Origin of the sequence: Eggerthella guodeyinii (assembly GCF_009834925.2) — a bacterium.
Taxonomy (GTDB): Bacteria; Actinomycetota; Coriobacteriia; order Coriobacteriales; family Eggerthellaceae; genus Eggerthella; species Eggerthella guodeyinii.
In genome coordinates this window covers 2,584,405-2,608,207 of the sequence record NZ_CP063310.1, presented here as the reverse complement: position 1 = coordinate 2,608,207, position 23,803 = coordinate 2,584,405, and the positions used below count along the sequence as shown (strand labels likewise).

19 protein-coding genes and 3 tRNA genes are annotated in these 23,803 nt (G+C 66.8%); 9 read left to right on the top strand and 13 right to left on the bottom strand.

Translation table 11 applies throughout. The annotated features are described in order from the left end of the window. Positions 1–27: 27 nt before the first annotated feature. Entirely contained in the window at positions 28–462 is a 435-nt protein-coding gene (locus GS424_RS11035; RefSeq protein ID WP_160943643.1) for a GNAT family N-acetyltransferase, read from the bottom strand. A 206-nt stretch (positions 463–668) separates the two neighbouring features. Here GS424_RS11035 and argS point away from each other — a divergent pair, with 206 nt between their 5' ends. Further along, on the top strand, positions 669–2,396 hold the full coding sequence (argS, locus tag GS424_RS11030; RefSeq protein ID WP_160943644.1) for an arginine--tRNA ligase: 1,728 nt from the start codon (positions 669–671) through the stop codon (positions 2,394–2,396). Between the two features lie 97 nt (positions 2,397–2,493). Here argS and GS424_RS11025 read toward each other — a convergent pair whose 3' ends face one another. Together GS424_RS11025 and GS424_RS11020 are read right to left on the bottom strand one after the other, a co-directional pair. Next, positions 2,494–4,506 carry a cation:proton antiporter gene (locus tag GS424_RS11025; RefSeq protein ID WP_160943645.1) on the bottom strand — a complete coding sequence of 671 codons (2,013 nt, stop codon included), beginning with the start codon at positions 4,504–4,506 and terminating at the stop codon, positions 2,494–2,496. 100 nt (positions 4,507–4,606) lie between these two features. After that, positions 4,607–5,143 (bottom strand): DUF1836 domain-containing protein, encoded by a 537-nt coding sequence (locus tag GS424_RS11020; protein WP_160943646.1) that lies wholly within the window; start codon positions 5,141–5,143, stop codon positions 4,607–4,609. A gap of 167 nt (positions 5,144–5,310) precedes the next feature. Between GS424_RS11020 and GS424_RS11015 the strand changes: the two genes are divergently transcribed. Continuing rightward, positions 5,311–6,165: a DegV family protein gene (locus GS424_RS11015; protein ID WP_160943647.1), complete on the top strand. Its 855-nt coding sequence runs from the start codon at positions 5,311–5,313 to the stop codon at positions 6,163–6,165. A gap of 19 nt (positions 6,166–6,184) precedes the next feature. Here the strand turns inward: GS424_RS11015 and GS424_RS11010 are convergent, their stop codons facing one another. Then, positions 6,185–7,624, bottom strand: coding sequence for a sensor histidine kinase (locus GS424_RS11010; RefSeq protein WP_160943648.1), 1,440 nt, complete (start codon positions 7,622–7,624; stop codon positions 6,185–6,187). Between the two features lie 3 nt (positions 7,625–7,627). Beyond that, positions 7,628–8,374 (bottom strand): response regulator transcription factor, encoded by a 747-nt coding sequence (locus tag GS424_RS11005; protein WP_154332290.1) that lies wholly within the window; start codon positions 8,372–8,374, stop codon positions 7,628–7,630. Between the two features lie 182 nt (positions 8,375–8,556). On the opposite strand from GS424_RS11005, the gene GS424_RS11000 reads away from it, so the two are divergent. Together GS424_RS11000 and GS424_RS10995 are read left to right on the top strand one after the other, a co-directional pair. Next, on the top strand, positions 8,557–9,387 hold the full coding sequence (locus GS424_RS11000) for an ABC transporter ATP-binding protein (protein ID WP_160943649.1): 831 nt from the start codon (positions 8,557–8,559) through the stop codon (positions 9,385–9,387). Further along, positions 9,377–11,479, top strand: coding sequence for an ABC transporter permease (locus GS424_RS10995; RefSeq protein WP_160943650.1), 2,103 nt, complete (start codon positions 9,377–9,379; stop codon positions 11,477–11,479). Before GS424_RS11000 ends, GS424_RS10995 begins: the two co-directional genes overlap by 11 nt. 56 nt (positions 11,480–11,535) lie before the next feature. Here GS424_RS10995 and GS424_RS10990 read toward each other — a convergent pair whose 3' ends face one another. From GS424_RS10990 to GS424_RS10975, 4 genes are all read right to left on the bottom strand, one after another. Then, positions 11,536–13,326: a hypothetical protein gene (locus GS424_RS10990; protein WP_160943651.1), complete on the bottom strand. Its 1,791-nt coding sequence runs from the start codon at positions 13,324–13,326 to the stop codon at positions 11,536–11,538. Further along, entirely contained in the window at positions 13,323–13,862 is a 540-nt protein-coding gene (locus tag GS424_RS10985) for an RNA polymerase sigma factor (RefSeq protein ID WP_244977520.1), read from the bottom strand. The genes GS424_RS10990 and GS424_RS10985 overlap by 4 nt, the downstream gene beginning before the upstream one ends. 331 nt (positions 13,863–14,193) lie before the next feature. Then, positions 14,194–14,269: transfer RNA gene (locus GS424_RS10980), tRNA-Lys, on the bottom strand. Between the two features lie 106 nt (positions 14,270–14,375). Further along, positions 14,376–14,452, bottom strand: a tRNA-His gene (locus GS424_RS10975). Positions 14,453–14,673: 221 nt separating this feature from the next. On the opposite strand from GS424_RS10975, the gene GS424_RS10970 reads away from it, so the two are divergent. Together GS424_RS10970 and GS424_RS10965 are read left to right on the top strand one after the other, a co-directional pair. Beyond that, positions 14,674–16,296 (top strand): NYN domain-containing protein, encoded by a 1,623-nt coding sequence (locus tag GS424_RS10970; RefSeq protein ID WP_160943652.1) that lies wholly within the window; start codon positions 14,674–14,676, stop codon positions 16,294–16,296. A gap of 154 nt (positions 16,297–16,450) precedes the next feature. Then, positions 16,451–17,026 carry a DUF4230 domain-containing protein gene (locus GS424_RS10965; protein WP_154332285.1) on the top strand — a complete coding sequence of 192 codons (576 nt, stop codon included), beginning with the start codon at positions 16,451–16,453 and terminating at the stop codon, positions 17,024–17,026. Between the two features lie 101 nt (positions 17,027–17,127). Here the strand turns inward: GS424_RS10965 and sstT are convergent, their stop codons facing one another. From sstT to GS424_RS10945, 4 genes are all read right to left on the bottom strand, one after another. Continuing rightward, the gene (gene sstT, locus GS424_RS10960; RefSeq protein WP_160943653.1) at positions 17,128–18,384 is read right to left on the bottom strand and encodes a serine/threonine transporter SstT; all 1,257 of its coding nucleotides are present in this window, start codon (positions 18,382–18,384) and stop codon (positions 17,128–17,130) included. Between the two features lie 91 nt (positions 18,385–18,475). Continuing rightward, a tRNA-Leu gene (locus GS424_RS10955) sits at positions 18,476–18,560 on the bottom strand. Positions 18,561–18,675: 115 nt separating this feature from the next. Beyond that, the gene (locus tag GS424_RS10950; protein ID WP_160943654.1) at positions 18,676–19,038 is read right to left on the bottom strand and encodes a hypothetical protein; all 363 of its coding nucleotides are present in this window, start codon (positions 19,036–19,038) and stop codon (positions 18,676–18,678) included. A 164-nt stretch (positions 19,039–19,202) separates the two neighbouring features. Beyond that, on the bottom strand, positions 19,203–19,796 hold the full coding sequence (locus tag GS424_RS10945; protein ID WP_160943655.1) for a DUF308 domain-containing protein: 594 nt from the start codon (positions 19,794–19,796) through the stop codon (positions 19,203–19,205). Positions 19,797–20,077: 281 nt separating this feature from the next. Between GS424_RS10945 and tig the strand changes: the two genes are divergently transcribed. From tig to clpX, 3 genes are all read left to right on the top strand, one after another. After that, on the top strand, positions 20,078–21,565 hold the full coding sequence (tig, locus tag GS424_RS10940) for a trigger factor (protein ID WP_244977519.1): 1,488 nt from the start codon (positions 20,078–20,080) through the stop codon (positions 21,563–21,565). A gap of 163 nt (positions 21,566–21,728) precedes the next feature. Next, positions 21,729–22,352 (top strand): ATP-dependent Clp protease proteolytic subunit, encoded by a 624-nt coding sequence (locus GS424_RS10935; RefSeq protein ID WP_009304212.1) that lies wholly within the window; start codon positions 21,729–21,731, stop codon positions 22,350–22,352. A gap of 17 nt (positions 22,353–22,369) precedes the next feature. Further along, positions 22,370–23,785, top strand: a complete 1,416-nt coding sequence (clpX, locus tag GS424_RS10930) for an ATP-dependent Clp protease ATP-binding subunit ClpX (protein WP_160943657.1) — start codon at positions 22,370–22,372, stop codon at positions 23,783–23,785. The last annotated feature ends 18 nt before the right edge of the window (positions 23,786–23,803 follow it).

Genomic DNA, 23,803 nt, shown 5'->3' with positions numbered 1-23,803 from the left:
GAAGGGGGCCGGCGGGCCCCCTTCTCGTTACAGCGCTTTCTTCATCCAGATGTGCTCGACGTGCTCGTCCAGCTCGACGGGGCCGTACTGCTCGTAGCCCGTGCGCTCGTAGAACGATGCGACGCGGCATTGCGCGTGCAGGTGTATCTCGGTGGCGCCGGCTTCGCGCGCCAGGCGCTCGGACTCGGCAAGCAGCTTGCCGCCGAAGCCGCCGTGGCGCGCCTCGGGCAGCACGGCCAGGCGGCCGAACACCCAGCGGCCGGGCTGGTCGGGATGGTCGGGGTCGGGGAACGTGCGCGCGCAGCCGACGAGGGCGTCGTCAACGTAGAGCGTCACGTGGATGGTGCGCGGGTCGTCGTCCACGGCGTCGAACTCGTCCTGGAAGCCCTGCTCCTCCATGAAGACGCGCGTGCGCACGAGGCGCGCGTCGTCGAAGTTCCCTTGCTCGAATCGCAAATCCATGCGGGCCCTTTCTCTCTTCGGTCGCCGACCACCTTACCATACGTGCGCAATGAAATCAGGCTTTTGCGAGGTCGTGTGGATGTTTTCTGCATAAGGGCTCCGAAGTGCAAAGCGGCGCTCGCGTGTGCTTCATTTGCGGTGGAAAAATGGTAGAATCGACGGATGTATAAAAAGAAGGACTCATCCGCTAAGGAAAGATGCGTACCATGCAAATTCGCGAACAACTTGAACAGCTGATCGACGCGGCCGTCGCGGCCGCGTGCGAGGACGGAACGCTCACGCTCGAGCAGGCTCCCGAGGCGGCACTCGAGCGCCCGCGCGACGAGAGCAACGGCGATTGGGCGTCCACCGTCGCCATGCGTTCGGCAAAGCTCGCCAAGAAGAATCCCCGCGAGATCGCCCAGATCATCGTCGACCACCTTCCGGAGAACGACATGATCGCCTCCGTCGACATCGCCGGCCCCGGCTTCATCAACATCCGCCTGGCGAACGTGGTCCTGCAGAGCGTCGTCGCCACGGCGCGCGCCGAGAAGGGCGACTTCGGCAAGGGCGAGATCCCCGAGGGCGAGCGCAAGATCAACCTCGAGTACATCTCGGCGAACCCGACCGGCCCCCTGCACGTGGGCCACGGCCGCTGGGCTGCGCTCGGCGACGCCACGGCGCGCGTCATGCGCCATGCGGGCTACGACGTGTTCGAGGAGTTCTACATCAACGACGCCGGTACGCAGATGGACAACTTCGGCGAGTCGGTGGCTGTGCGCTACCAGCAGCTGCTGGGCCGCGACGTCGAGATGCCGGAAGCGTGCTACGCCGGCTCCTACGTGAAGGACATCGCGCAGGCCATCATCGACGAGGACGGCGACACGTGGCTCGACGCCGACCCGAAGGAGCGCATGGAGAACTTCCGCGAGCGCGCCTACGCCTACGAGCTGGCCGAGCAGCATCGCGTCACCGAGCGCTTCGGCACCACGTTCGAGTGCTGGTTCAGCGAGCGCAGCCTGTACGTGCCCGACGAGACGGGCGAGAGCGCGGTCGACCGCAGCCTCAAGGCCATGGACGAGAAGGGCTACATCTACGTCGAGGACGGCGCCACCTGGTTCAAGTCGAGCGCGTTCGGTGACGAGAAGGACCGCGTGCTCATCAAGGCCAACGGCGAGATGACGTACTTCATGAGCGACGTGGCGTACCACTACAACAAGATGGAGCGCGGCTTCGACCACCTCATCAACATCTGGGGCGCCGACCACCACGGCTACATCGCTCGCTGCGAGGCCATGCTGGCCGCGTGGGGCTGGCCCGGCGCGCTCGAGATCATGCTCGGCCAGCTGGTGAACCTGTTCCGCGACGGCGAGGCCGTCCGCATGTCGAAGCGCACGGGCGAGATGATCACGTTCGAAGAGCTCATCGACGAGGTGGGCGTGGACGCGACCCGCTACCTCATGCTGGCGAAGTCCTCCGACCAGCCCATCGACTTCGACATCGAGGTGGCGAAGAAGAAGGACGCGTCGAACCCGGTGTACTACGTGCAGTACGCGCACGCCCGCATCTGCTCCATCCTGCGCAAGGCCGCCGACCCGGCCGATGCCGAGGCCGCCGCGAACGGCGACATCACGATGGACGAGCTGGCCGCGAAGGTGATCCCGGCGAACGTGGACCTGAGCCCGCTCTCCCACGAGTCCGAGCTGGCGCTCATGCGCAAGATGGACGACTTCGGCCCGCTCGTGGCCCAGGCCGCCCGCGACCGCGCCGCGTTCCGCCTGACGCACTACGCGCAGGATCTGGCGGCGCTGTTCCACTCGTTCTACACGAACTGCCACGTCATCGGCGAGGAGGACGACGTGAAGAACGCGCGTCTGGCCCTCGTGGACGCCACCCGCATCGTGCTCGCCACGACGCTCGACCTCCTGGGCGTCACGGCTCCGGCCAAGATGTAGTGCGATTCCAAGCGAAGGGGCCGTCCGATGGGCGGCCTTTTTGCGTGGTGCTCTCGAAAACCCCTCGCGACGCGGAGCGTGCCAAGGGGGAGCGGGCCTACACGTTGTCTTCCAGGTCCACCTGCATGAGGTAGACGTTCTCGCGGAGGCGCTTGTACGAGGCGCGGCACAGCTCGCCGTCCTCGTAGCGCGCCTGGATCTGCTCCAGCTCGAGGCGCAGCCCGTGGCGCTCGATGTCCACCGCCTTGCTGGCGGTGTTCGCGAGCGCGGTGATGGACGGGTTCGCGCTGCGCAGCGCCGTGATGGAACGCTGGTACTCCAGCAACAGCGTGCTCACGTCCTCGGTGGGCTCGTTCGACTCGGGCGAGGCCAGCTTCTGCTGCAGGCGTTCCACCACGTGCTCGGCGCAGAGCATCTGGAGGTCGCGGACGGCCTGCACCCGCTCGGTGACGTTGATGCCGGGCAGCCCGGCGACGATGCGGTGCCAGCCCGAGCGCACGATGGCGCGCAGGCGCAGCATGAAGTTCTGCGCCGACCAGCGGCCGCGATGGTGCTGCAGCATGTTCTCGATGCGCGCGAGGCGGCTGAGGTACTGGTAGCCGATGATGGGGTAGATCTCCTCGTCGTCGATGAGCTTGAGCACGAGCTCCTGCTCCCATGCCACCGCCTGCAGGCGCAGGGCGGTGTTCGGCTGGTCCTCGATGTCGTTGCGGCTCTTGATGCGCGCGATACGGTCGTTGTAGGAGCGGATGACCATCTGCGTGGCGGCGCGGTTCTCGGTGGTCTGGCGCGCGGCCAGGTCCTCGATGACGGTGCGCAGGATCTCGATGCTCACCTCGGTCTCGTCGCAGCGCAGGTCCTCGTCGGTCGGGGGCTTCTTCGGCGCCAGCAGCGGCACCACGAACGTGGCCAGCAGCAGCGTGACCACGATGACGCCGCAGGCCATGAATATCATGAGGTCGCGCTGCGGCACCGTGTAGGGGATGGTGAACGCCACGGCCAGCGTGATGGTGCCCTTCGGCCCGCCCAGCGTCATGACGGCGGCCGAGCGCACGTTCTCCAGCCCGAACGAGCCGGTGTCGGGGTCTTTGCGGTTGTGCGCCCACTCCATGAGCAGGATCCACACGAAGCGCACGGCGATGATGAGCAGCGCGAGCCCCAGCACGTAGGCGATCAGCTTGTCGTTGGCGATGGCGGTGCTCTCCCATGTGCCCAAAAACGCGAGCGGCAGCTGCGTGCCCAGCAGCACGAACACCACGCCGTTGAGCGTGAACGACAGCACGCGCCACACGCTCGTCGAGACGATGTTCATGCGCGAGATGGACGGCCCGATGATGCGCGGCGAGATGACGTTCACGAGGCCGGCCGCCACCACGGCCAGGATGCCGCTCGTGTGCAGCGCGTTCGCCACGAGGTACACGATGAACGGCGTGAACACCTCGAACAGCACGTGGAACGTCGTGTTCTCGAGCCCCCAGGAGCGCACCTTGCGCACGAGGAAGTTGCCCAGGTAGCCCATCGCGATGCCCATGAGGATGCCGCCGAAGAAGCTGAACAGGAAGTCGGCCGTGGCGTCCACGAGCGAGAACGTGCCCGTGACGGCGGCGGCGATGGCGAACTGGAACGACACGATGCCCGACGCGTCGTTGATGAGCGATTCGCCCTCGAGGATGCTCTTGGAGCGCGACGAGATGTTAGTCTCCTTCGACAGCGAGGCCACGGCCACGGCGTCGGTGGGGCCGAGCGCCGCGCCCAGGGCGAACGCCGCGAACAGGCCGATGGACGGCACGAGCCAGTTCACGGCGAAGCTCACGACGAGCGCCGTGGCCACCACGAGCCCGATGGCCAGCGACAGCACGGGCCGCCGGTTCCTCCACAGCGACGCCTTGTCGATGTTCTTGGCCTCGTCGTAGAGCAGCGGCGCGATGAACAGCACGAGGAACAGCTTGTCGTCGAGCTCGATCTTGATTTGCGAGGAAGCGAGAAGCGCGATGCCCAGTCCCAGCAGGATTTGGATGAGAGGCGAGGAGATCTTGGGGACCAGCTGGTCGATGACCGACGAGACGAGGACTGCTGCCAGCAAGAGCAGGGCGAGCATGAGCGCTTCCAAGGGCTCCTCCTATCGTGGACGGGATCGACCCTTCTATTGTAACCGAGCGCGTCGTGCTTGCCCGAACCTGCGCATGAAATGAGCGGAAGACGTAACGTCGCTACGCCTGGGACACCGCGATGCTCGCCTTGATGTAGAGCGTGTAGGCGACCGCCGCGGTGGAGGCCAGCACGAGATCGCGTTCGAAGTCGCCCTCGTTCGCGCCGCTCATCAGGCCGTTCGGACTGGTCGGGTCGGGGGCGAACAGCGCGTGCAGCGCGGCCTCGAACGCGTCGCAGTAGTAGTCGTAGGCCACGTGCGTGTCGAAGCTGGCGATCTGCATGCGGATGAGCCGGTCGATCTCGGCGATGGAGAACGTCTGCTTGAGCGTACAGATGACGATGAGGTAGGCGATGTGGGAGCGCGTGTACTTCTTGCCCGCAGCTGACGCCAGCACGCCCTGCTTCACGTAGTTGTTCACCATGGAGCGCGTGATGATCTTCTCGTCCGGCTGGTACAGGGGGCCGAGCATCTCCTCGAGGTAGCCGATGAGCTGGTCCATGTACAGATCGATCGAGGGTATCTCGTCGTAGCGCGGCAGATGGAGCGCCACGAGCCGTTCGGCGTACGATGATGCGCTGACGGATGCGTCGTTCATGGAGGGGCCTTTCGTGTGCGGTGCGGGGGAGGCGAACACGAGGATAGCAAGAAGGACGTTTGGAGTCAATCTTCCGAACTTCTTGACATGGTGTGCTTCAACCAATAATCTAGTTATTGAAACTAGATAGCACGGGGGCGATCCCCGACCCGACGAAAGCAGGCCGCATGGACACCAACCGCATCGCCCTCGTCATCGACTCGTGCACGGACGTGCCGCCCGCCGACATCGAGCGCTACGGCATGTACGTCGTGCCGCTCCAGGTGAACTACCGGGACGAGAGCTTCCTCGACAAGGTCACCATCACGCCGCAAGAGGTGTACGACCGGTTCAGCGAGGAGATCCCCACCACGTCGACGCCCACGCCGGCCATCGCGCGCGAGGTGCTGCAGCGCGTCGCGGACGACGGCTACGAGCAGGCCGTCGTGGTCACCATCTCGAGCGGGCTGTCGGCCACCTACGAGCTCATGCGCTCGATCGCCGTGGGCCTGCCCCAGCTCGACTGCCATATCGTGGACACGAAGAACATCGGCATGGGCGCGGGCCTCGTCGCGCTCGCGGTGGCGCGCAGGCTGGCGGCCGGCGCGACGCTCGACGAGCTGCGGCGCGACAGCGACCGCATCGTGGACAGCACCAAGGTGTTCTTCTGCGTGGACACCCTCGAGTACCTCCACGCGGGCGGGCGCATCGGAAACGTGACGTACGCCGTGGGCAGCCTGCTGGACATGCGGCCGGTGATCAGCTGCAACGAGAAGGGCGTCTACTACACGGTGGCGAAGGCGAAGGGTCGCCGCCAGTCGCTCAAGAAGGCCATCCGGTGCGCCGAGGAGGTGGCGGCGCGCTACCCGCGCTGCACGATGGCCGTGGTGAACGGCGACGCCGCCGAGGAGGCGGTCGAGGTGAAGCGCGAGCTGGAGGAAAGCGTGCGCAACGTCGATGCCTGGTACGAGGGGCAGATCAGCCCCGTGCTCGTGGTGCACACCGGCCCCGGCCTCATCGGCATCGGGGTGAGCGGGGCGTAAGCCCCTGCGTCCCGCGCCGTTAGGCCAGCGGCAGCGTGATGGCCACGGTGAAGCCCTTGCCGTCCGCGCCGTCGAGGGCGAGCGAGCCGCCGTGCGCGCGGGCGATGCGGTCGATGAGCACGAGCCCCAGGCCGTGGTCCTCGTTGAACGACCCGGCCGCGCTGCGCGCCGTGCGCGAGCGCGCGAGGCGCGCTTCGAGCGCGGCGAGCTCGGTGGGCGCGAGCCCCGAGCCGTCGTCGCTCACGCTGATCGTGCAGCGCGCGCCGTCGCGCGCCGTCAGCGCCACGCGGATCGCGCAGCCGCGCTCGTTGTGCAGCCGCGCGTTCGCCAGGGCGTTCTCCACCGCGCGCGTTAGCAGCCGCTCGTCGCCGAGCACCACCGCGTCGAGCGCGCCCTCCTCGATGTCGAGCTCGATGGGATGCTGCTCGTTCAGGCCGCTGTTCGCGTGCGCGGCCGCCACGGTGCGCAGCAGGCGCCCCACGAGCACGCGCTCGAGGTGCAGCGGCTGCATGTCGTAGTCGAGCTGCGAGGCGGTGTTGAGGTCGGTGACGAGGTCCTTGATCTTGAGCCCCTGCGCGCGGATGACCCGCGCGCGCTCGCGCGCCTCCTCGTCGGCGCCCGCGTCCTGCGCGAGCGCGTCGGCGTAGCCGAGGATCATCGACAGCGGCGTGCGGATATCGTGCGAGATGCCCCGGATCCAGCTCGTGCGGGCGGCGTCCTTCTGCTCGATGATGGCGCTCGTCTCGGTGATCTGATCCCCGATGTCGCGCAGGTCGCCCTTGAGGTGCAGCTCGGCCGCCCGCCCGTCCGACAGCGCGTCGAGCGCGGCCGCGATGGGGGCCACGGCGTTTTGCGTCCGGCGGCGCGACACCGCGTAGATGGAATAGAGGATGCCCAGGTCGACCGCGAATATCAGCAGCACGTACAGCGGGAAGTTGCGCACGGTGGACGCGGGGTAGGTCAGCGTCATCGTCCAGAACTCGTGCTTCGGGAAGCCGATGACCAGCAGGCCGTCGTCGCGGTCCCAGAAGAACGTCGGATAGTCGGCGATGTCCGCGTAGTGCGCCGCCATCGCCACGTCGTTGACGCTGAACCGGTCGGGCACGTCGTCGGGCTTGCCACGCGACCACGCCACCGCGCCGTCCGCGCCGACGACGAGCGCCCACGCGTCCTGCTGGTCGAGCGCTTCCGCGCCGTCTTCCCCCAGCGTCCACGTGCCGTCGGCCTCCTGCGCGAGCGCCTGGTCGACGGCTCGCGTCGTGGACGCGGGCGTGCCGTCGTTGAAGTTCGAGTTCGACTCCTGGTAGGCGATGACGGCGTACAGGAAGAAGTCCACGACGACGATGAGCAGCGCCAGCGCCACGAACAGCAGCAGCTGCTTGGTGAAGAAGCGCGCGAAGCCCACCGACTGGGCGCCGCGGCGGTCGCGTCCGAAGGATGTGCGGGGAGGGCGGCCCATGCGCTAGCCGCGTTTCACCAGTTTGTAGCCGAGGCCCTTCACCGTGACGAGCGACGCCGGGGCCGACGGGTTGGCCTCGATCTTCTCGCGCAGGCGGCGGATGTGCGCCATGAGCGAGTTCTCGTAGCCGAACGACGTGCCCCAGCACGCCTCGCACAGCGCGTCGATGGTGACGATGCGCCCGGCGTTGCGCGCGAGCACGCTCAGGATCTCGTGCTCCTTGGCGGTGAGCAGCACCGTGCTCCCGTCGGCGCGCTCCACCTCGGCCGTGGCGAAGTTCACGCGGCTCGCGGCCAGCTCGAGCAGCGGGTTCTCGGCGACGTAGCAGCGGCGCAGCACGGCGGCGATGCGCAGCACCAGCTCCTGCGGCAGGAACGGCTTCGCGATGTAGTCGTCGGCTCCCAGCGTGAGCCCCGACACGCGGTCGAAGGGCTCGTCCTTCGCCGTGAGGAACAGCGCGGGCGTGGAGGCGTGCGCGGGCAGCTGGCGGATGCGGCCGAGCAGGTCGAAGCCGTCCATGCCCGGCATCATCACGTCGAGCACGAACAGCTGGTAGGCCGCCTCGGGCGTCGCGCTGCGCGCCGTGATGGACGCGAGCGCCTCGGTGCTGGAGTTCGCGATGTCGACGGAGGCGAACCCCGCGCCGTGCAGGATGGTGGCCACCATGTCGGCCAGCTCGCGCTCGTCGTCCACCAGCAAGATGCGCTTGTCGCGCAGATGCGCCTCCACCATGCCGAATGCGCCGGTCATCGTCAAACCCCTTTCTCTCTTGCTTGCCAGTATGCCACAGCCGGGCGGTCGCGGGCACCCGGTTGCGCACAACGTAAGGCAGCCGCAAGGTACGGCAAGGTTGGCGCAAGGAACGCTGCAAGGCGCCGTAAGGAGCGGTTCGTATCCTGGGGGAAGGAGCAAGCGAGAAGAAGGAGACGATCATGGAAACGAAGGACGCAAGCGGCTCGACGGTGGTGGAGGTGCGCGCGCTCAGCAAGCGCTACGGCGCCGGGGGGCGCAAGCACGATTCATGCGTGACGCAGGCGCTCGACCGCGTGAGCTTCGCGGTGTCGGCCGGCGAGTTCACCGGCATCATGGGCCCCAGCGGCTCGGGCAAGTCGACGCTGCTCAACTGTCTGGCCACCATCGACGCGCCCACGAGCGGCAGCATCCACGTCGGCGGGCGCGACGTGACGAAGCTCGCGGGCAGGGAGCTGGCGCGGTTCCGCCGCGAGGACCTGGGCTTCATCTTCCAGGACTCGAACCTGCTGGACACGCTCACGGCCTACGAGAACATCGCGCTGGCGCTGACCATCCAAAAGGTGCCCGCGCGCGAGATCGACCCGCGCGTGCAGGAGGCGGCGCGCTCGCTCGGCATCGCGGACGTGCTGCAGAAGTACCCCTACCAGCTGTCCGGCGGCCAGCAGCAGCGCGTGGCCGCGGCGCGCGCCACGGTGACCCGCCCGCACCTCGTGCTGGCCGACGAGCCCACCGGCGCGCTCGACTCGAAGTCGGCGGCCGCGCTGCTGGAGTCGCTCGCGTACCTCAACGGGCGGGGGTCCACCATCCTCATGGTCACGCACGACTCGTTCTCGGCCAGCTACTGCAACCGCATCGTGTTCATCAAGGACGGCGGCCTCTACGGCGAGCTGCGCCGCAACGGCGCGGAGCGTTCGGCGTTCTACCAGCGCATCGTCGAGGTGGTCACGAGCATGGGCGGCGCGGTCGAGGACGATGCCGCGGCGGGCGAGGTGACGCGCCATGCTTGCTAGGCTCGCGCTCGGCAACGTGCGCAAGTCCCTCGCGGACTTCGGCATCTACTTCCTCACGGTCATGCTGGGCGTGGCCGTGTTCTACGCGTTCAACTCCATGACGGCCCAGCAGGGCGTGCTCGCGTTCTCGCAGACGCAGGACAAGATGTTCGAGCTGCTGGGCATGGTCATCGACGGCGTGTCGGTGTTCATCGCGTTCGTGCTCGTGTTCCTCGTGGTGTACGCGAACAGCTTCCTCGTCAAGCGGCGCAAGCGGGAGTTCGGGCTGTACCTCACGCTGGGCATGAGCACGGGCGACGTGGTGAAGATCGTGGCGCTCGAGTCGCTCATCGTGGGCGCGGCGTCGCTGGCGGTGGGCCTCGTGGCGGGCGTCGGGTTGTCGCAGCTGCTGCTGCAGCTCACGAGCGCGCTGTTCCAGGCCGACGTGGCCGAGGCGGGCGGGTTCGCGTTCGTGTTCTCGGCCGACGCGATGGCGAAGACCGTCGCGGTGTTCGCGGTCATCTTCCTGGTCGCCGCGCTGCTGAACGCGCGCACGGTGGCGCGGGCGAAGCTCATCGACCTCTTGCGCGCGCAGCGCAAGAATGAGGAGATGAAGCTGACGAGCTTGCCGCTGTCGCTCGCGCTGTTCGCGGCGTCGCTCGTGCTTATCGGCGTATCGTACAAGCTGCTCATCGACAACGGCCTGATGGAGCCCTCGCCGGAATTCGCGGCGGCTGCGCTGCTCGTGTGCCTGGGCACGGTGTTGTTCTTCTACGCGCTGTCGGGCTTCCTGCTGAAGCTCGTGCAGCTCATCCGGCCGCTGTACCTGCGCGGGCTCAACATGTTCACGCTGCGGCAGCTGAACGCCAAGGTGAACACCACGTTCGCGTCGCTGTCGGTGGTGTGCCTCGTGCTGTTCCTGGCCATCACCAGCGTGTGCGGCGGCATCGGCATCCGCAACGCCATCGACGGCTCGCTGGACAAGAGCACCGGCTACAGCGCCAGCGTGTCCACGTCGTTCGGCTCGTACAACGCCGAGGCGGGCTATCAGCCTGCCGAGCTGGGTGAATTCGGGGCCTTCGCCGAGCGGCAGGGCTACGATATGGCCGCGGGGCTGCGCGCGAGCGTGGCGGCCGTGGGCGCGGGCGACTTCGATGCGGCGGCGTCCCGCACGGCGCAGATCGACTTTTTGGTCGATCCGGCCGACGGCCTCGTGATGGACGACGTGGAGCGCGCGAGCGGCCTCAAGCTGTCCGACTACGCGGGCGCGTCCGTCAACAGCGGTTACGGCGCGTACCCCGTGTACCTGGCGAAGCTGTCGCAGGTGAACGCCGCGCTCGAGCTGGCGGGTCGGCCGACGCTCGAGCTGGGCGCGGGGGAGTGCGCGGTTTTCAGCGACTCCGACATCACGAGCGGGTTCTACCGCGACGCGGTGGATCGCGGCACCGTGCTGTCCGTGGGCGGGCGCGACCTGCGCGTGGCCGAATTCCGGGGCGAGAGCCTGCAGACCACGCCGTTTCCGATGAACACGGGCACGCTCGTGGTGCCCGACGAGGCGGTGCCGACAGGATCGGCGATCCTCCAGTCCGTCCTCGACGTGCAGTGCGCAAGCGACGAGGACGAGGCCGCGTTCGGCGAGATGATGGACGCCGTGGCGGACACCGACAACCCCGACACCTGGCCGGTCACGCTGTCCATGACGCGCGCCGAGGTGATCGACCAGAGCATCAGCCTGTCCACCATCGTGGCGTACCTGGCCATCTACCTGGGTTTCGTGCTGGTCATCGCATGCGCGGCCATCCTGGCCATCCAACAGCTGTCCGACGCGTCCGACAACGCGCAGCGCTACGGGCTGTGCGCCAAGCTGGGCGCGCCCGAGGGCATGATCAGCGGCGCGCTGTTCACCCAGGTGCTCGTGTACTTCCTGTTCCCGCTGCTGCTGGCCGTGGCGCACTCCGCGTGCGCGCTCGTGGTGGTCACCGACGTCGTGGCCGTGTTCGGGCACCTCGACATCACCTCGATGGCGCTGGTGTGCGCCGGCGCGTTCCTCGCGGTGTACGGCGTGTACTTCGCCGTGACGTACGTCGGTGCCCGGAAGCTCGCGCGCGGGTAAAGGGCATGAAGAAGGGCCCGCAGGTTCGACCTGCGGGCCCCTGCGTGGCGGAGCAGCTAGATCTGCCCGCCGACGGAGAACGCTTGGGTGACGGCGCTCGTACCGTCCGGGACGAACAGGAGGCTGTCGTCGTCGGCCAGGCGGTTCGACAGCACGCGCAGGATGGTGATCTGCACGGTGTCGCCGGCCGCGATGCCGACGTGCTGCGGCTCGTCGCACGGCAGCGCGTTGTCGCTGGTGGAGAAGTCGAGGCTGTAGCCCGTGCTCGCCGTGGCCACGACGCCGTCGCCGTTGACGATGGCGAACTCGCCGATCCAAGCGGGCCATACCTCGATGGCCTCGTCGCCCGTGTTCGTTACGTCGAACGTTGCCGTGACGTAGGTGAAGTCGTCGCTCGTGAGGGTGCCGTCATCGTTGAAGCCGTAGCCCCACACTTCGTTCGAGCACTTGTTCACGTACGCGGTGTCGCCGAACCAGCCGTAGATGACGCCGTTGAAGTCGCCGAGCGTCTTGCCGTCGGGCGGCGCGCTGAGGCGCTCCACGGTCGGGTATCCGTAGGAGAGGGGGACGAAGGATGCTTCCCCGGCGACCTCGCTGCGGTAGGTCGTTTCGATCGTGGTGCCCTCGCCGAGCAACGCATCTTCACCGAGCTTCGTGTCGGTGGGACGGGTCTCGTCTTGGCGGTCGAGCGTGTAGGCCGGCAGCACTTCGTCAGCGCGGTCGTTCGCGTTGTCGAGCGGCAGCGGGAAGGCTTCCTTGTTCGCCTCGATCACGGTGCCGTACAGCGAGCGGAGGGAGTGCTCGCCCTCGCCCAGCTGCGCGGGGTCGACGATCTCGGGGATGAGCTCGGTTTCGGTGCTGCTGGTGTATTCGACGCGGAAGTCGGCGGCGTGCAGCTCGATGACCTGGGTGGAGCTGTGTCCGTCTTCGAACGTCACCGTGACGGTGAGCGTTTGGCCGTCGAACTGGTCGATGACGCCGGCGTAGGGGTCGAACGCGGCGTCTGCGGACGGGTTGCCCTCGTTCGTCCACAGGCCGAAGCTCGTCTCGCCGGTGGCGATGCCGGGGTCGTCCTGTGCAGATACGTCGATGGTGGAGCCCAGCAGCTTGTTCAGCTCGGCGCCCACGATGGCGTCGGGGTTGTCCTTCGCGCCGTCGTTCGCGATCATGAGCGGGTACGCTTCGTCGTACGCCCCGTAGTATTCGCCCATGCCGCGGTTCGTCGGCTTCGTGCTGATCAGCTCCTGCCATTTCTCCGGCTCGTCGCCGCGGCGGAACTGCTCGATGGCGGAGCGGTACAGCACGCCCTTCGAGACGTTCATCTGCACCCGGGCGATGCCGTCGCCTTCCACGCGGAACGTGCAGCCGGTGAACGCGCCTTCGACGTCGTACTGGTCGCTGAGGCCGGTCGTCGGCGCGCGCCTCCCGAACACCACGGTGCCGTCGCTGCCGAGTTCCAGCATCGAAGAGCCGTCGGCCGCGTAGGCGCGCACCGAGAACCCGCTGGTCAGCTGGGCATCGTTCATGGAGATGGCCGAGTGGCTGCCCGCATCCATCGCGCCCATGACGACGGGCACGCCGCCGGCGACGATGGCGACTGCCACGAGGCAGGCCGCGGCGGGAAGTCCCCAGCGACGCGCGACGGCGATGCCGCCGGCCTGCGCGCCGCGCGATCCGGTGCGCCGATGCGGGCGCTTGGCGGACGCGGGCACGGCCGCTTGCGGGGTGGGGGCGCCGCGATGGGCCTCGCGGTTCGCGGCGGCCAGCGTTCGCTGCTTGAGATCGGACGATGCGGTCACGTCGTGCTGCATCGCCTCGTATGCTTGGCGGAAATCACGTTCGTTCATGAGTGCGCTCCTAGATTGATCTTGAGGGCCTTGCGCGCGCGGTGGAGGTGGGATCGGACGGTGCCGGGGCGCTCGCCGGTGATCTGCGCTATCTCGTCGGTCGCGTAGCCTTCGAAGTAGAACAGGTGCACCACGGTGCGCTGCTGGGGCGTGAGGCGGGCGAGGGCCGCGGTCAGGTCGCCGCGCTCGAGATCGCGGCTGCCGAAGGCGTCGTCGGGCGGCTCCTGCCCCGGCTCGTCGAGCTCCGAGGCGCGCAGCGTGGCCGCCGTGGCATCGTCGAGCTCGGCGCGCCGCTTGTTCCAAGGGCTGCGGTGCGCATCGTTGCAGCAGTTGACCGTCACGCGCAACAGCCACGCCTTCAGATGCTCGTCGTCGACGAACCGGTCCCTCGATTGCAGCAGGCGCATGAACACGGTTTGGAACACGTCCTCGGCGTCGGCGACGCTGCCCATGCGGCTCGTCGCCAAGCGCAGCACGGTGTCGCCCCAACGCTCCATGGCGCTCGAGCGCGACGGTGTCGAGGGGGTGCGCGCCATCGCGTTCTCCGTCGATGCGCGGTCTTCGCCCGGTCGCTGCAGCAACCGGGCGATCGCTCAGGGGCATTCCCGCCCCCAGAGCCTCGCAACCTGTATCCATATCCCATCTCCTTTCCGCTACCAACACGGACGAAGGAGCGTTTTGTTGCAGATGCTACCGCCATCATACACAAGGTGCCCACAATTCAAGGGAGAAGGGGGGGTGGAGCGCACCGGTGCTGCGGTCGGGGGACCGGAGGGCTTCGAGGATCGGGCGGCGATGCGCAACGCAGCTTGCAGCTTGAGGGCAACAAAAAAGGCCAGACGCAATGTCTGACCTCTCGAATTCAAATGGTGGACTGTCGGGGACTCGAACCCCGGACCTTGGGATTAAGAGTCCCCTGCTCTACCAACTAAGCTAACAGTCCGAAAATAACGCCTATGTCAAAGTTCTCAAAACTCGAAGTGCGCAAAGCGCTGGATTATTTTAAAGCACGTTTCCAGCAATTGCAAGCACTTTTTTCAAACTCGCGCTGGGGTGGATGATGGGACTTGAACCCACGACCTCCAGAGCCACAATCTGGCGTTCTATCCAACTGAACTACACCCACCAAGGCGCAAGGTGGAAGTATACGGATTATCGGCCTCGAGCGCAAGAGGAATATGAACAAAATGTATCAGGCATTTTGCAATTGCCCGCTCAACGCTCACTTTCAAGTAGTATAGAATCAGTCGAGACGCCGAAAACGTCCCGTCAACCAAGGCGCGGCGCGATGCGGCGCCCGAGGGGCAGGGCATCCGGCTCGCCCGCAATCGGAATGAGGAGCACCACGTGGATACCAAGCAATCGTCTGAAAAGCGGTTCGCACTCTTGATCGATGCCGACAACGTGTCGGCGAAGTATATAAAGCCCATCACCGACGAGCTGTCGAAGTACGGCACCGTCACCTACAAGCGCATCTACGGCGACTGGACGCTCACGCTCCACGCCAAATGGAAGGACGCGCTGCTGGAGAACTCCATCACGCCCATCCAGCAGTTCGGCTACACGCAGGGCAAGAACGCCACCGACTCGGCCATGATCATCGACGCGATGGACATCCTGTACACGCGCTCGGTGGAAGGGTTCTGCATCGTGTCGAGCGACAGCGACTTCACGCGCCTGGCCAGCCGCATCCGCGAGAGCGGCCTCACGGTCATCGGCATGGGCGAGAAGAAGACGCCCACGCCGTTCCGCAAGGCGTGCGACATCTTCACCACGCTCGAGCTGCTGCTGGGCGACACGGGCTCCAAGAGCTCCGGCGGCCGCGGCAAGAGCCGCCACGACCAGCCCGGCTCGTCGAGCAGCCAGAGCGCCGGCACCACCACGATGAGCAAGGACGAGATCGAGCAGGCCGTGGTGAACATCATCACGGACAACCAGAACAACGGCAAGTCGACGGGGCTCGGCGAGGTGGGCAGCCGCCTGCTCAAGCGCTATCCCGACTTCGACGTGCGCAGCTACGGCACGAACCTGCTGTCGAAGCTGCTCGACGAGTTCGCCAGCGTGCAGATCATCAAGGACGGCAGCTCGGTGGCCGTGGTGCTGACCGAAGGCAAGGACGCGAAGGACGCGCCGGTCGAGGTGGAGCAGGCTCCCGAGGGCACGCAGGGCGACGGCTCGGAAGACGCGTCGGGTGCGGAGCAGACGGAGCCGACGGACGCGCAGGGCGCGGCCGAGGCGAAGCCCGCTGAAAAGAAGCCGGCGCCGCGCCGCCAGCCGCGCCGCCGCAAGGAGCAGGCTCCCGAAGCCGTCGAACAGGAGCCTGCCGAGGCGGCCGACCCCGCGGTCGAGTCCGCCGAGGGGCAAGCTGTCGTCCCCGTCGAGGCCGAGCCCGTCGAGCGGCCCTCTTTGGACAACCGACCCGGACGAGCGGCCCGCAAGCGTGTCGCGGCGACGCGCGCAAAGGGATCGGGAAGCAAGAAGCCGGCAGCTGGCAACCAGGTTGAGAAGGCCGATCGCGCCGGCGAAGCCGATGCCCAGGCCCTGGCGCCTTCCGAAGAGCTGAAGCCCGCGGCGAAGCCGAAGCGCAAGCCTGCAAGGGCCAAAGCTCCCAAGACCGAACGGCCGGTTGTCGACACCGAGGCCGCAAAGGAGGCGTCCGTCGACGAGGCGGCCCCGGCTTCCGCTTCCGCGAAGCGTCCTGCGAAGCGCCCGGTCAAGGCGACGTCGAAGGCTCCTGCCTCGAACGCCGCCGCCCCGTCCGATGCCGAGGCGTTCATCCGCCAAACGGTGGCCGATGCCGAGCCTGAAGGAATCGCGCTCTCGGTGCTCGGCAAGCGCGTGCGCGGCAAGTTCCGTTCGTTCAAGCTGCGCGATTTGGGATATGCTCAGTTCAGACCCTATCTCGCCGACCTCGCAGGCATCAAGGTGGAGCAGCGGGACGGTCAATCGTACGCTCGCCTCGATCGATAGGTTGCCGGTTTCGAGCCGTCGCCGCCCATGCCGGCGGCGGCTCGCGTCTCGTGACGATCGGGCAACAACCGATCATTGAAGCTGCGCGTCGACGTTTTCGCGGCTCGGCCTCATGGTATCCTTGCAGGGTGAAAGCTGACAGGGTAGGAGAGGCATGAAGAAAATCCTCATGGTTGTCGTCGCCGTCGCGCTCGTCGCGGCCGGCGTGTTCGGAACGCTCGCCGTGCAGCGCACGCTCGAGCCGAGCGTGTCGCTGTCGTCCACGTCCATCCAGGAGCAGCTGTCCGACTGCAGCGAGCTGGCCACGGCCAAGCTCGATTACCGCGGCCTCGTGCGCTACGAGAACGGCGACATCGACTTCATCACGAAGAAGGCGTTCACCATGGTCTACGATGCCGAGGTGCGCGCGGGCGTCGATCTGGCGCAGGCGAGCGTCGAGGTGAGCGGCAACGCCATCACGGTGAGCCTGCCGGCGCCCAAGCTGCTGGGCATCGAGATCGACCCGAACTCCATCGAGTTCTACGATTCTTCGTTCGCGCTGTTCAACTGGGAGAACAAGCAGGATACGGCCGAGGCGCTCAAGGTGGCCCAGCAGGATGCCGAGGGCAAGGTGAACCAGGCCAACATGCTGGAGCAGGCCAAGACCCAGGCCCACACGCTGGTGGAGAACCTCCTCAAGCCCTTCACCGTGGGCGACAACGCCTACACGGTGGCGGTGGTGGACCAGTAGGCCGCCCCGCTTCGCGGCGGCGCCCGGATACCCGGAACCTCGCCGCGCCGAAGAAGAACGAAGCGGCCCCCCGGGGGCCGCTTCGTTTGCAGGGGGTGTGTTTACGCCAGCTCGTCTTCGCTGAACGCGTCCTTGCCGAACGTGATCTCCTTGCCGGCCTTGCGCCACTGGCGGTACTCGGACGTGGCGGTGAACAGCACGTCGGACGACGAGTTGAGCGCCGTCTCGCACGAGTCCTGGATCACGCCGATGATGAAGCCGATGGCCACCACCTGCATGGCCACGTCGTTGCCGATGCCGAACAGCGAGCACGCCAGCGGGATGAGCAGCAGCGATCCGCCCGCCACGCCCGACGCGCCGCAGGCGGACACGGCGGACAGCGCGCTCAGGATGACGGCGGTGGGCAGGTCGATACCTACGCCCATCGTGTGCGCGGCCGCCATGGCCATGACCGAGATGGTCACCGCGGCGCCCGCCATGTTGATGGTGGCGCCCAGCGGGATGGACACCGAGTAGTTGTCCTTGTCGAGGCCCAGCTTGCGGCACAGCTCCATGTTGACCGGGATGTTCGCCGCCGAGCTGCGCGTGAAGAACGCCGTGATGCCGCTGTCCTTCAGGCAGCGCAGCACGAGCGGGTAGGGGTTCTTGCGGATGCCCCAGAACACGAGCAGCGGGTTCGTGACGAACGCGATGAACAGCATGCAGCCCACGAGGACGAGCAGCAGCTGGCCGTACTCGGTGAAGATCTCCAGGCCGTTCTCGCTCACCGTGGAGTACACGAGGCCCAGGATGCCGAACGGCGCCAGCGCGATCACCCAGCGCACCACCTGCGACACGGCGTCGGACACGCTGGTGAACACGTCCTTCGTGCCCTGCGACGCGGCGCGCAGCGCGATGCCCAGCACCACGGCCCAGGCGAGGATGCCGATGTAGTTCGCGTTCATGAGCGCGTCCACCGGGTTCGACACCACGTTCATCACGAGCGTGCCCAGCACCTCGCCGATGCCCGACGGCGAGCTCTGGTCGGTCGCCGGCGCGGACAGCGTGAGCTCGATGGGGAACAGGAAGCTGGCCACCACGGCCACGAGCGCCGCGACGAACGTGCTGACCACGTAGAGGAGCACGACGGTCCTCATGGAGCCGGCGGCCTTCGCGTTGGCCAGCGCGCTGATGACCAGGAAGAACACGAGGATGGGGGCAACGCCTTTCAGCGCCGACACGAACAGCGTGCCCAAAAGCTCGATGATCTCGATGTTCGGCGCCGCCACGCCCAGCACGCCGCCGATCACCAGCCCGATGACGATGCGCTTCACCAGGCTGACGGAGTTCCACGCCTGCGCGACCTTCTTGATTCCCATGATGCGGTTCCCGTTCCTTTCTCGACGTCGGCCGTGCGGCGGCCGTTGAAACCAGCTGGGGGGAGGATGCCGATGGCACCCTCCCCCCAGCTGGTGCGGGCGAAAGGACTTGAACCTTCACGAGTTTCCCCACCAGAACCTAAATCTGGCGCGTCTGCCAATTCCGCCACGCCCGCACGTGTGAGCGCACGCTTGGAAGCGTGCAGCGATCATGATACCAAAAAAGGCGGGAAAGCCAACCGCAATCGTCGGCTTGCGCGAAAATGGGCGCGACGAGGACGCGTTGCGGCGCTACGCGAAGAAGTGTCCCAGCAGGAAGCCGATGAGCATGCTGATGACGGCGAACAGGGCGGCGGTGCCCACGAGGCGCACCTCGCGCCGCTCGCGGCGCTTGCGCTCGTCCTCCTCCTGCTGCAGCATGGGGAAGTAGGAGTAGCCGTCCGAGGTGATGGTGACCACGGTGCCGCGCCGATCGTCGATCTTCTGCATGAGCGCGCCTCGCTCGACGAGCTCGCGCTGCAGATCGTCGTCGGGCCGGTAGGGGAAGGCGCACCGGTACACGAGGTCGCCGTCGACCGTGCATGTGGCGCGCTCGTAGTCGAGCAGACGCCCCAGTTCGCGTTCCTGCATGATGTTGAGATCGATGGTGGGCATGAAAGCCTCCGCTGCTGCGTTTCGTGTACGTTTTCGGTTCGCTCCCATGATACCGTGACCGGCCATTCCGCGGGAGGGGGAAATCGATTTGTAACCTTATTCCATGAGGTGGACGGCGGCTGCGCAGGCGCGCGCCGAACCCCGCCCGCGCACGGGGGCGGGGGCTACGCCTCCGTCTCGATGGTGAGCTTGCCGGAGTCGCCCGACTCGATGCGGAAGGGGTAGGCGATCAGCTCGAGGCCCAGCAGCAGCACGTGGTGCTCGATGTTGGCGAACGGGCTGACGATGAGCAGCACGGCCAGCACCATCTCGAACACGGTGAACGCGAGCTTCAGCACGAAGCGGCGGCGGGCCCTGAGCGCATGCACCACCTCGTCGATCTCGTCGGCGGCCTTGTACAGGCCGAGCAGGCCCCACATCACGCCGACGAAGCTGATGGACGCGTGCCCCTGCACGAGGATCACGATGCCGAGCACGCTCATCACGATGGCCTTGCCGAGGATCGCGTGCTCGGCAGCGCGCCCGCGCCCGTCTCCGTCCCCTTCGTCCCTCTTCGCGCCGGCCGCCGCGTGCACGATGCCGCCGATGCCGGAAACCGCCATGATCCCGCCCAGAACGAACGGCAGCGCCATCGTGGACGCCTCGGGAAGCAGCAGGCAGCACAGCCCCAGCAACGGCAGGAACAGCAGCGAGATCACCGATACCTGCTCGCTGCGGCTGCGGGTCTTGATGGCTTTGAGGGTGCGGTCCTGCGGCATGGGGGCTCCTTGGGGGCGGGGACGAAACAGGCCTATACTAGCACGACGGGCGGACCGGGCGAACGGCGCGCGCGGCGCGAACGGCGCGCAACCCGCCCCGTTTCGTCGGTTCTTCGTGAACCTGCCTCATCTTTACTTCCCGGGCGGCCTCATATGTGCGATAATTCCGTCTCGGTGTGCTTGGCGCAGTGCAGGTCATCGCGCATCGCCGCATGAAGGCAGCCAAGGCAATCGCACCGAACGATGCCGCAAGGCGACATAGAATGATGGAGGATAGCTACGTGGAAACAAAAGTTGAGGCATTGGAAGATAACCGCACGAAAGTGACCGTTACCGTCGATGCTGCGGACATCGATGCCCGCATCAAGAAGACCTACAAGGACTTCGCCAACAAGTACAACTTCCCCGGGTTTCGCAAGGGCAAGGCCCCGCGCCCGATCATCGACAACGCCCTTGGTGCCGAAGCCGTCCGCGCGACGGTGACCGACGATGTCGTCAACGGAACCTATCCTCTCGCCATCGACGATTGCGACCTGTACCCCATCGCCAAGCCCGAGTTCGACGAGACCGACCTCGTCGAGGCTGGCAAGCCGTACACGTTCGCGTTCACCGTCGCGGTGAAGCCGGAGATCGAGATCTCCAGCTACGAGCCGGTTGAGATCGAGCTGCCCGCCGAGGGCGCGAGCGACGCCGAGGTCGACGAGCAGATCGACGCCCTGCGCGAGCACTACTACTCGTTCGAGGACGCGTCGGCCGCCACGAAGGTGAAGGACGACAGCTACATCGACCTGTCCATGAAGGCTACCGACGACAAGGGCGAGGAGATCCCGTCCCTGACGACGGAGAACCGTCCCTACGGCCTGGGCGCCAACCTGTTCCCGGCCGAGTTCGACGAGCAGCTCGTGGGCCTGAAGAAGGGCCAGACCGCCACGTTCACGCTCGACATGCCGGCCGACCCGCCGATCATGCTGTCGGCGCTGGCGGGCAAGACCGAGAAGATCAACTTCGAGGTCGAGGTCAAGGTCGTCAAGAAGAAGATCGTCCCCGAGGTCACCGACGAGTGGGCCAAGGAGCAGATGGGCTTCGAGAGCGTGGAGGACCTGCGCACCCGCATCGCCGAGTCCATCGCCAGCCAGAAGGCCGACATGATGCCGCGCCTCAAGGAGAACGCCTGCCTGTACGCGCTCGCCGAGCGCGTCGAGGCCGAGGTCCCCGAGGCCCTGCGCGAGGATGCGGAAGCCAGCCTGATCCAGGACTTCTTCCAGCAGCTCCAGAGCCAGGGCATGACGTTCGACGTGTACCTCGCCCAGCAGGGCATCACGCCTGACCAGTTCAAGGAAGACGTCAAGCAGCAGGCGCTCGACATGTCCAAGCAGGACCTCGCGCTCGACGCGTGGGCCCGCCACTTCGGCATGGAGGCCACCGGCAAGGACGTCACCGAGGAGTTCGTGAAGAGCGGCGTGGAGGACCCCGAGGCCCTGCAGGCCGAGTGGCGCGCGAACGGCCAGCTGCACATGGTGCGCCAGGGCGTGCTGCGCACGAAGGCCGTGAAGGACCTCATGGACAAGGCCGTCGTGACCGAGCTCGACCCCTCGAAGAAGAAGGACGAGGAGAAGAAGCCGGCCAAGAAGGCTGCCGCCAAGAAGACCGCCAAGAAGGACGACGCCGAGGGCGACGAGCCCGCGAAGAAGCCGGCCAAGAAGGCCGCTCCGAAGAAGGCTGCGAAGAAGGACGAGGGTGCCGAGGCCAAGGCCGACGACGCCGAATAGCACCGCGAACTGCTCGGGCCGTCCGGCTGCGCACCTGCGCGGTTGGACGGCCCGAGGTAACGAAACGGTACCCGGGCCTTGCACAGCGCAGCGATACATCGCACTATGGCATGAACGCAAGCAGAGCCGCCCAGCGGCCTCAAGAGACAAGCGAGGCATACCTATGAGTTTTGATCCCAAATCAGCATTGATCCCCTACGTTATCGAGCAGTCCCCCCGCGGCGAGCGCAGCTACGACATCTACTCCCGCCTGCTCAACGATCGCGTCATCTTCCTGGGCGAGCAGATCGACGACAACGTGGCCAACTCCGTCGTGGCGCAGCTGCTCCACCTCGAGAGCGCCGATCCCGACAAGGACATCTCCCTGTACATCAACTCGCCGGGTGGCTCGGTGACCGCCGGTCTCGCCATCCTCGACACGATGGACTTCATCAAGTGCGACGTGTCCACCATCTGCCTGGGCGAGTGCGCGTCCATGGCCGCCGTGCTGCTTTCCAACGGCGCCAAGGGCAAGCGCCTGTGCCTGCCGAACTCCATGGTGCTCATCCACCAGCCGTCCGGCGGCGCGCAGGGCCAGCAGACCGAGATCGCCATCGTGGCCGACTTCATGCTGAAGACCCGCAACCGCCTGAACAAGATCCTCGCGGACAACACGGGCCAGACGCTCGAGACCATCCAGAACGACACCGAGCGCGACAACTACATGACCGCCGAAGAGGCCGTTGCCTACGGCCTGGTCGACCGCATCACCACCTCGCGCGCGGTTGCGCCGAGCACCGACGAGTAGAAGAGCGAACAGGATACATGAACGACAGACGCGACGACGAATTCGAAGGCCGGAACTCCGACATCGCCTGCGCCTTCTGCGGCAAGCAGCCGCATCAGGTGGCGGCGATGATCTCGGGGCCGAACGGCATCTACATCTGCGACGAGTGCATCTCCGTGTGCGCCGACGCGATGATGCGCGACCTGGGGCTGAGCGTTCCCGGCCACGACGCGGACGCGTCGGCCGAGGGCTTCTCCCATGCTGAAGAGGGCCGCCACGCGCGGGTGGGCGACGGCGCCGTGATGGCGTCGGTCGCCGATCCGGCGCCGGAGGACGTGCTGGCCGACCTGCCCACGCCCCACGAGCTGTACGCGGACCTCTCCGAGCACGTGGTGGGCCAGGAACAGGCGAAGCGCGCGCTGTCGGTGGCGGTGTACAACCACTACAAGCGCATCAGCCTGGGCGCGGACGCCGAGGACGGCGACGTGGAGCTGGCGAAGAGCAACATCATGCTGCTGGGCCCCACGGGCTCGGGCAAGACGCTGCTGGCCCAGACGCTGGCCCGCACGCTGCGCGTGCCGTTCGCCATCGCGGACGCCACGACCCTCACCGAGGCCGGCTACGTGGGCGAGGATGTGGAGAACATCCTGCTCAAACTCATGACGGCGGCGGATTTCGACATCCCGCGCGCCGAGATCGGCATCATCTACATCGACGAGATCGACAAGGTGGCCCGCAAGGCCGAGAACCTGTCCATCACCCGCGACGTGTCGGGCGAGGGCGTGCAGCAGGCGCTGTTGAAGATCGTCGAGGGCACGGAGGCCAGCGTGCCGCCGCAGGGCGGCCGCAAGCATCCGCAGCAGGAGCTCATCCACATCGACACCACGAACATCCTGTTCATCCTGGGCGGCGCGTTCGTGGGCCTGGCCGACATCATCGCCGAGCGCGTGGGCAAGAGCGGCCTGGGCTTCAACGCCGAGATGCCCGAGAGCAAGAAGCACGCCGAGGCCGAGCTTCTGGCCCAGGTGCTGCCGGAGGACCTCAACAAGTACGGCATGATCCCCGAGTTCGTGGGCCGCATCCCCGTGGTGACGTCCCTCAACGAGCTGTCGGAGGACGACCTCGTGCGCATCCTCACCGAGCCGAAGAACGCGCTGGTGAAGCAGTACACGAAGATGTTCGAGTTCGAGGACTCCGCGCTCACGTTCGAGCCCGAGGCCCTGCGCGCCATCGCGCACGAGGCCGTCGAGCACGGCACGGGCGCCCGCGGCCTGCGCTCCATCTGCGAGCGCGTGCTGCAAGACGTGATGTACGACCTGCCCGAGCAGAACGGCCCGTCGTCGGTGACCATCCGCGCGACGGACATCACGGGAGAGACGAAGCCCGACATCGAGCCGGCGGACGAGATCGAGGCCCTTCCGGCGGGCGGCGAGGCGAGCCTGCAAAGCGCGTAGCGCGGGCGCAGGATGCGG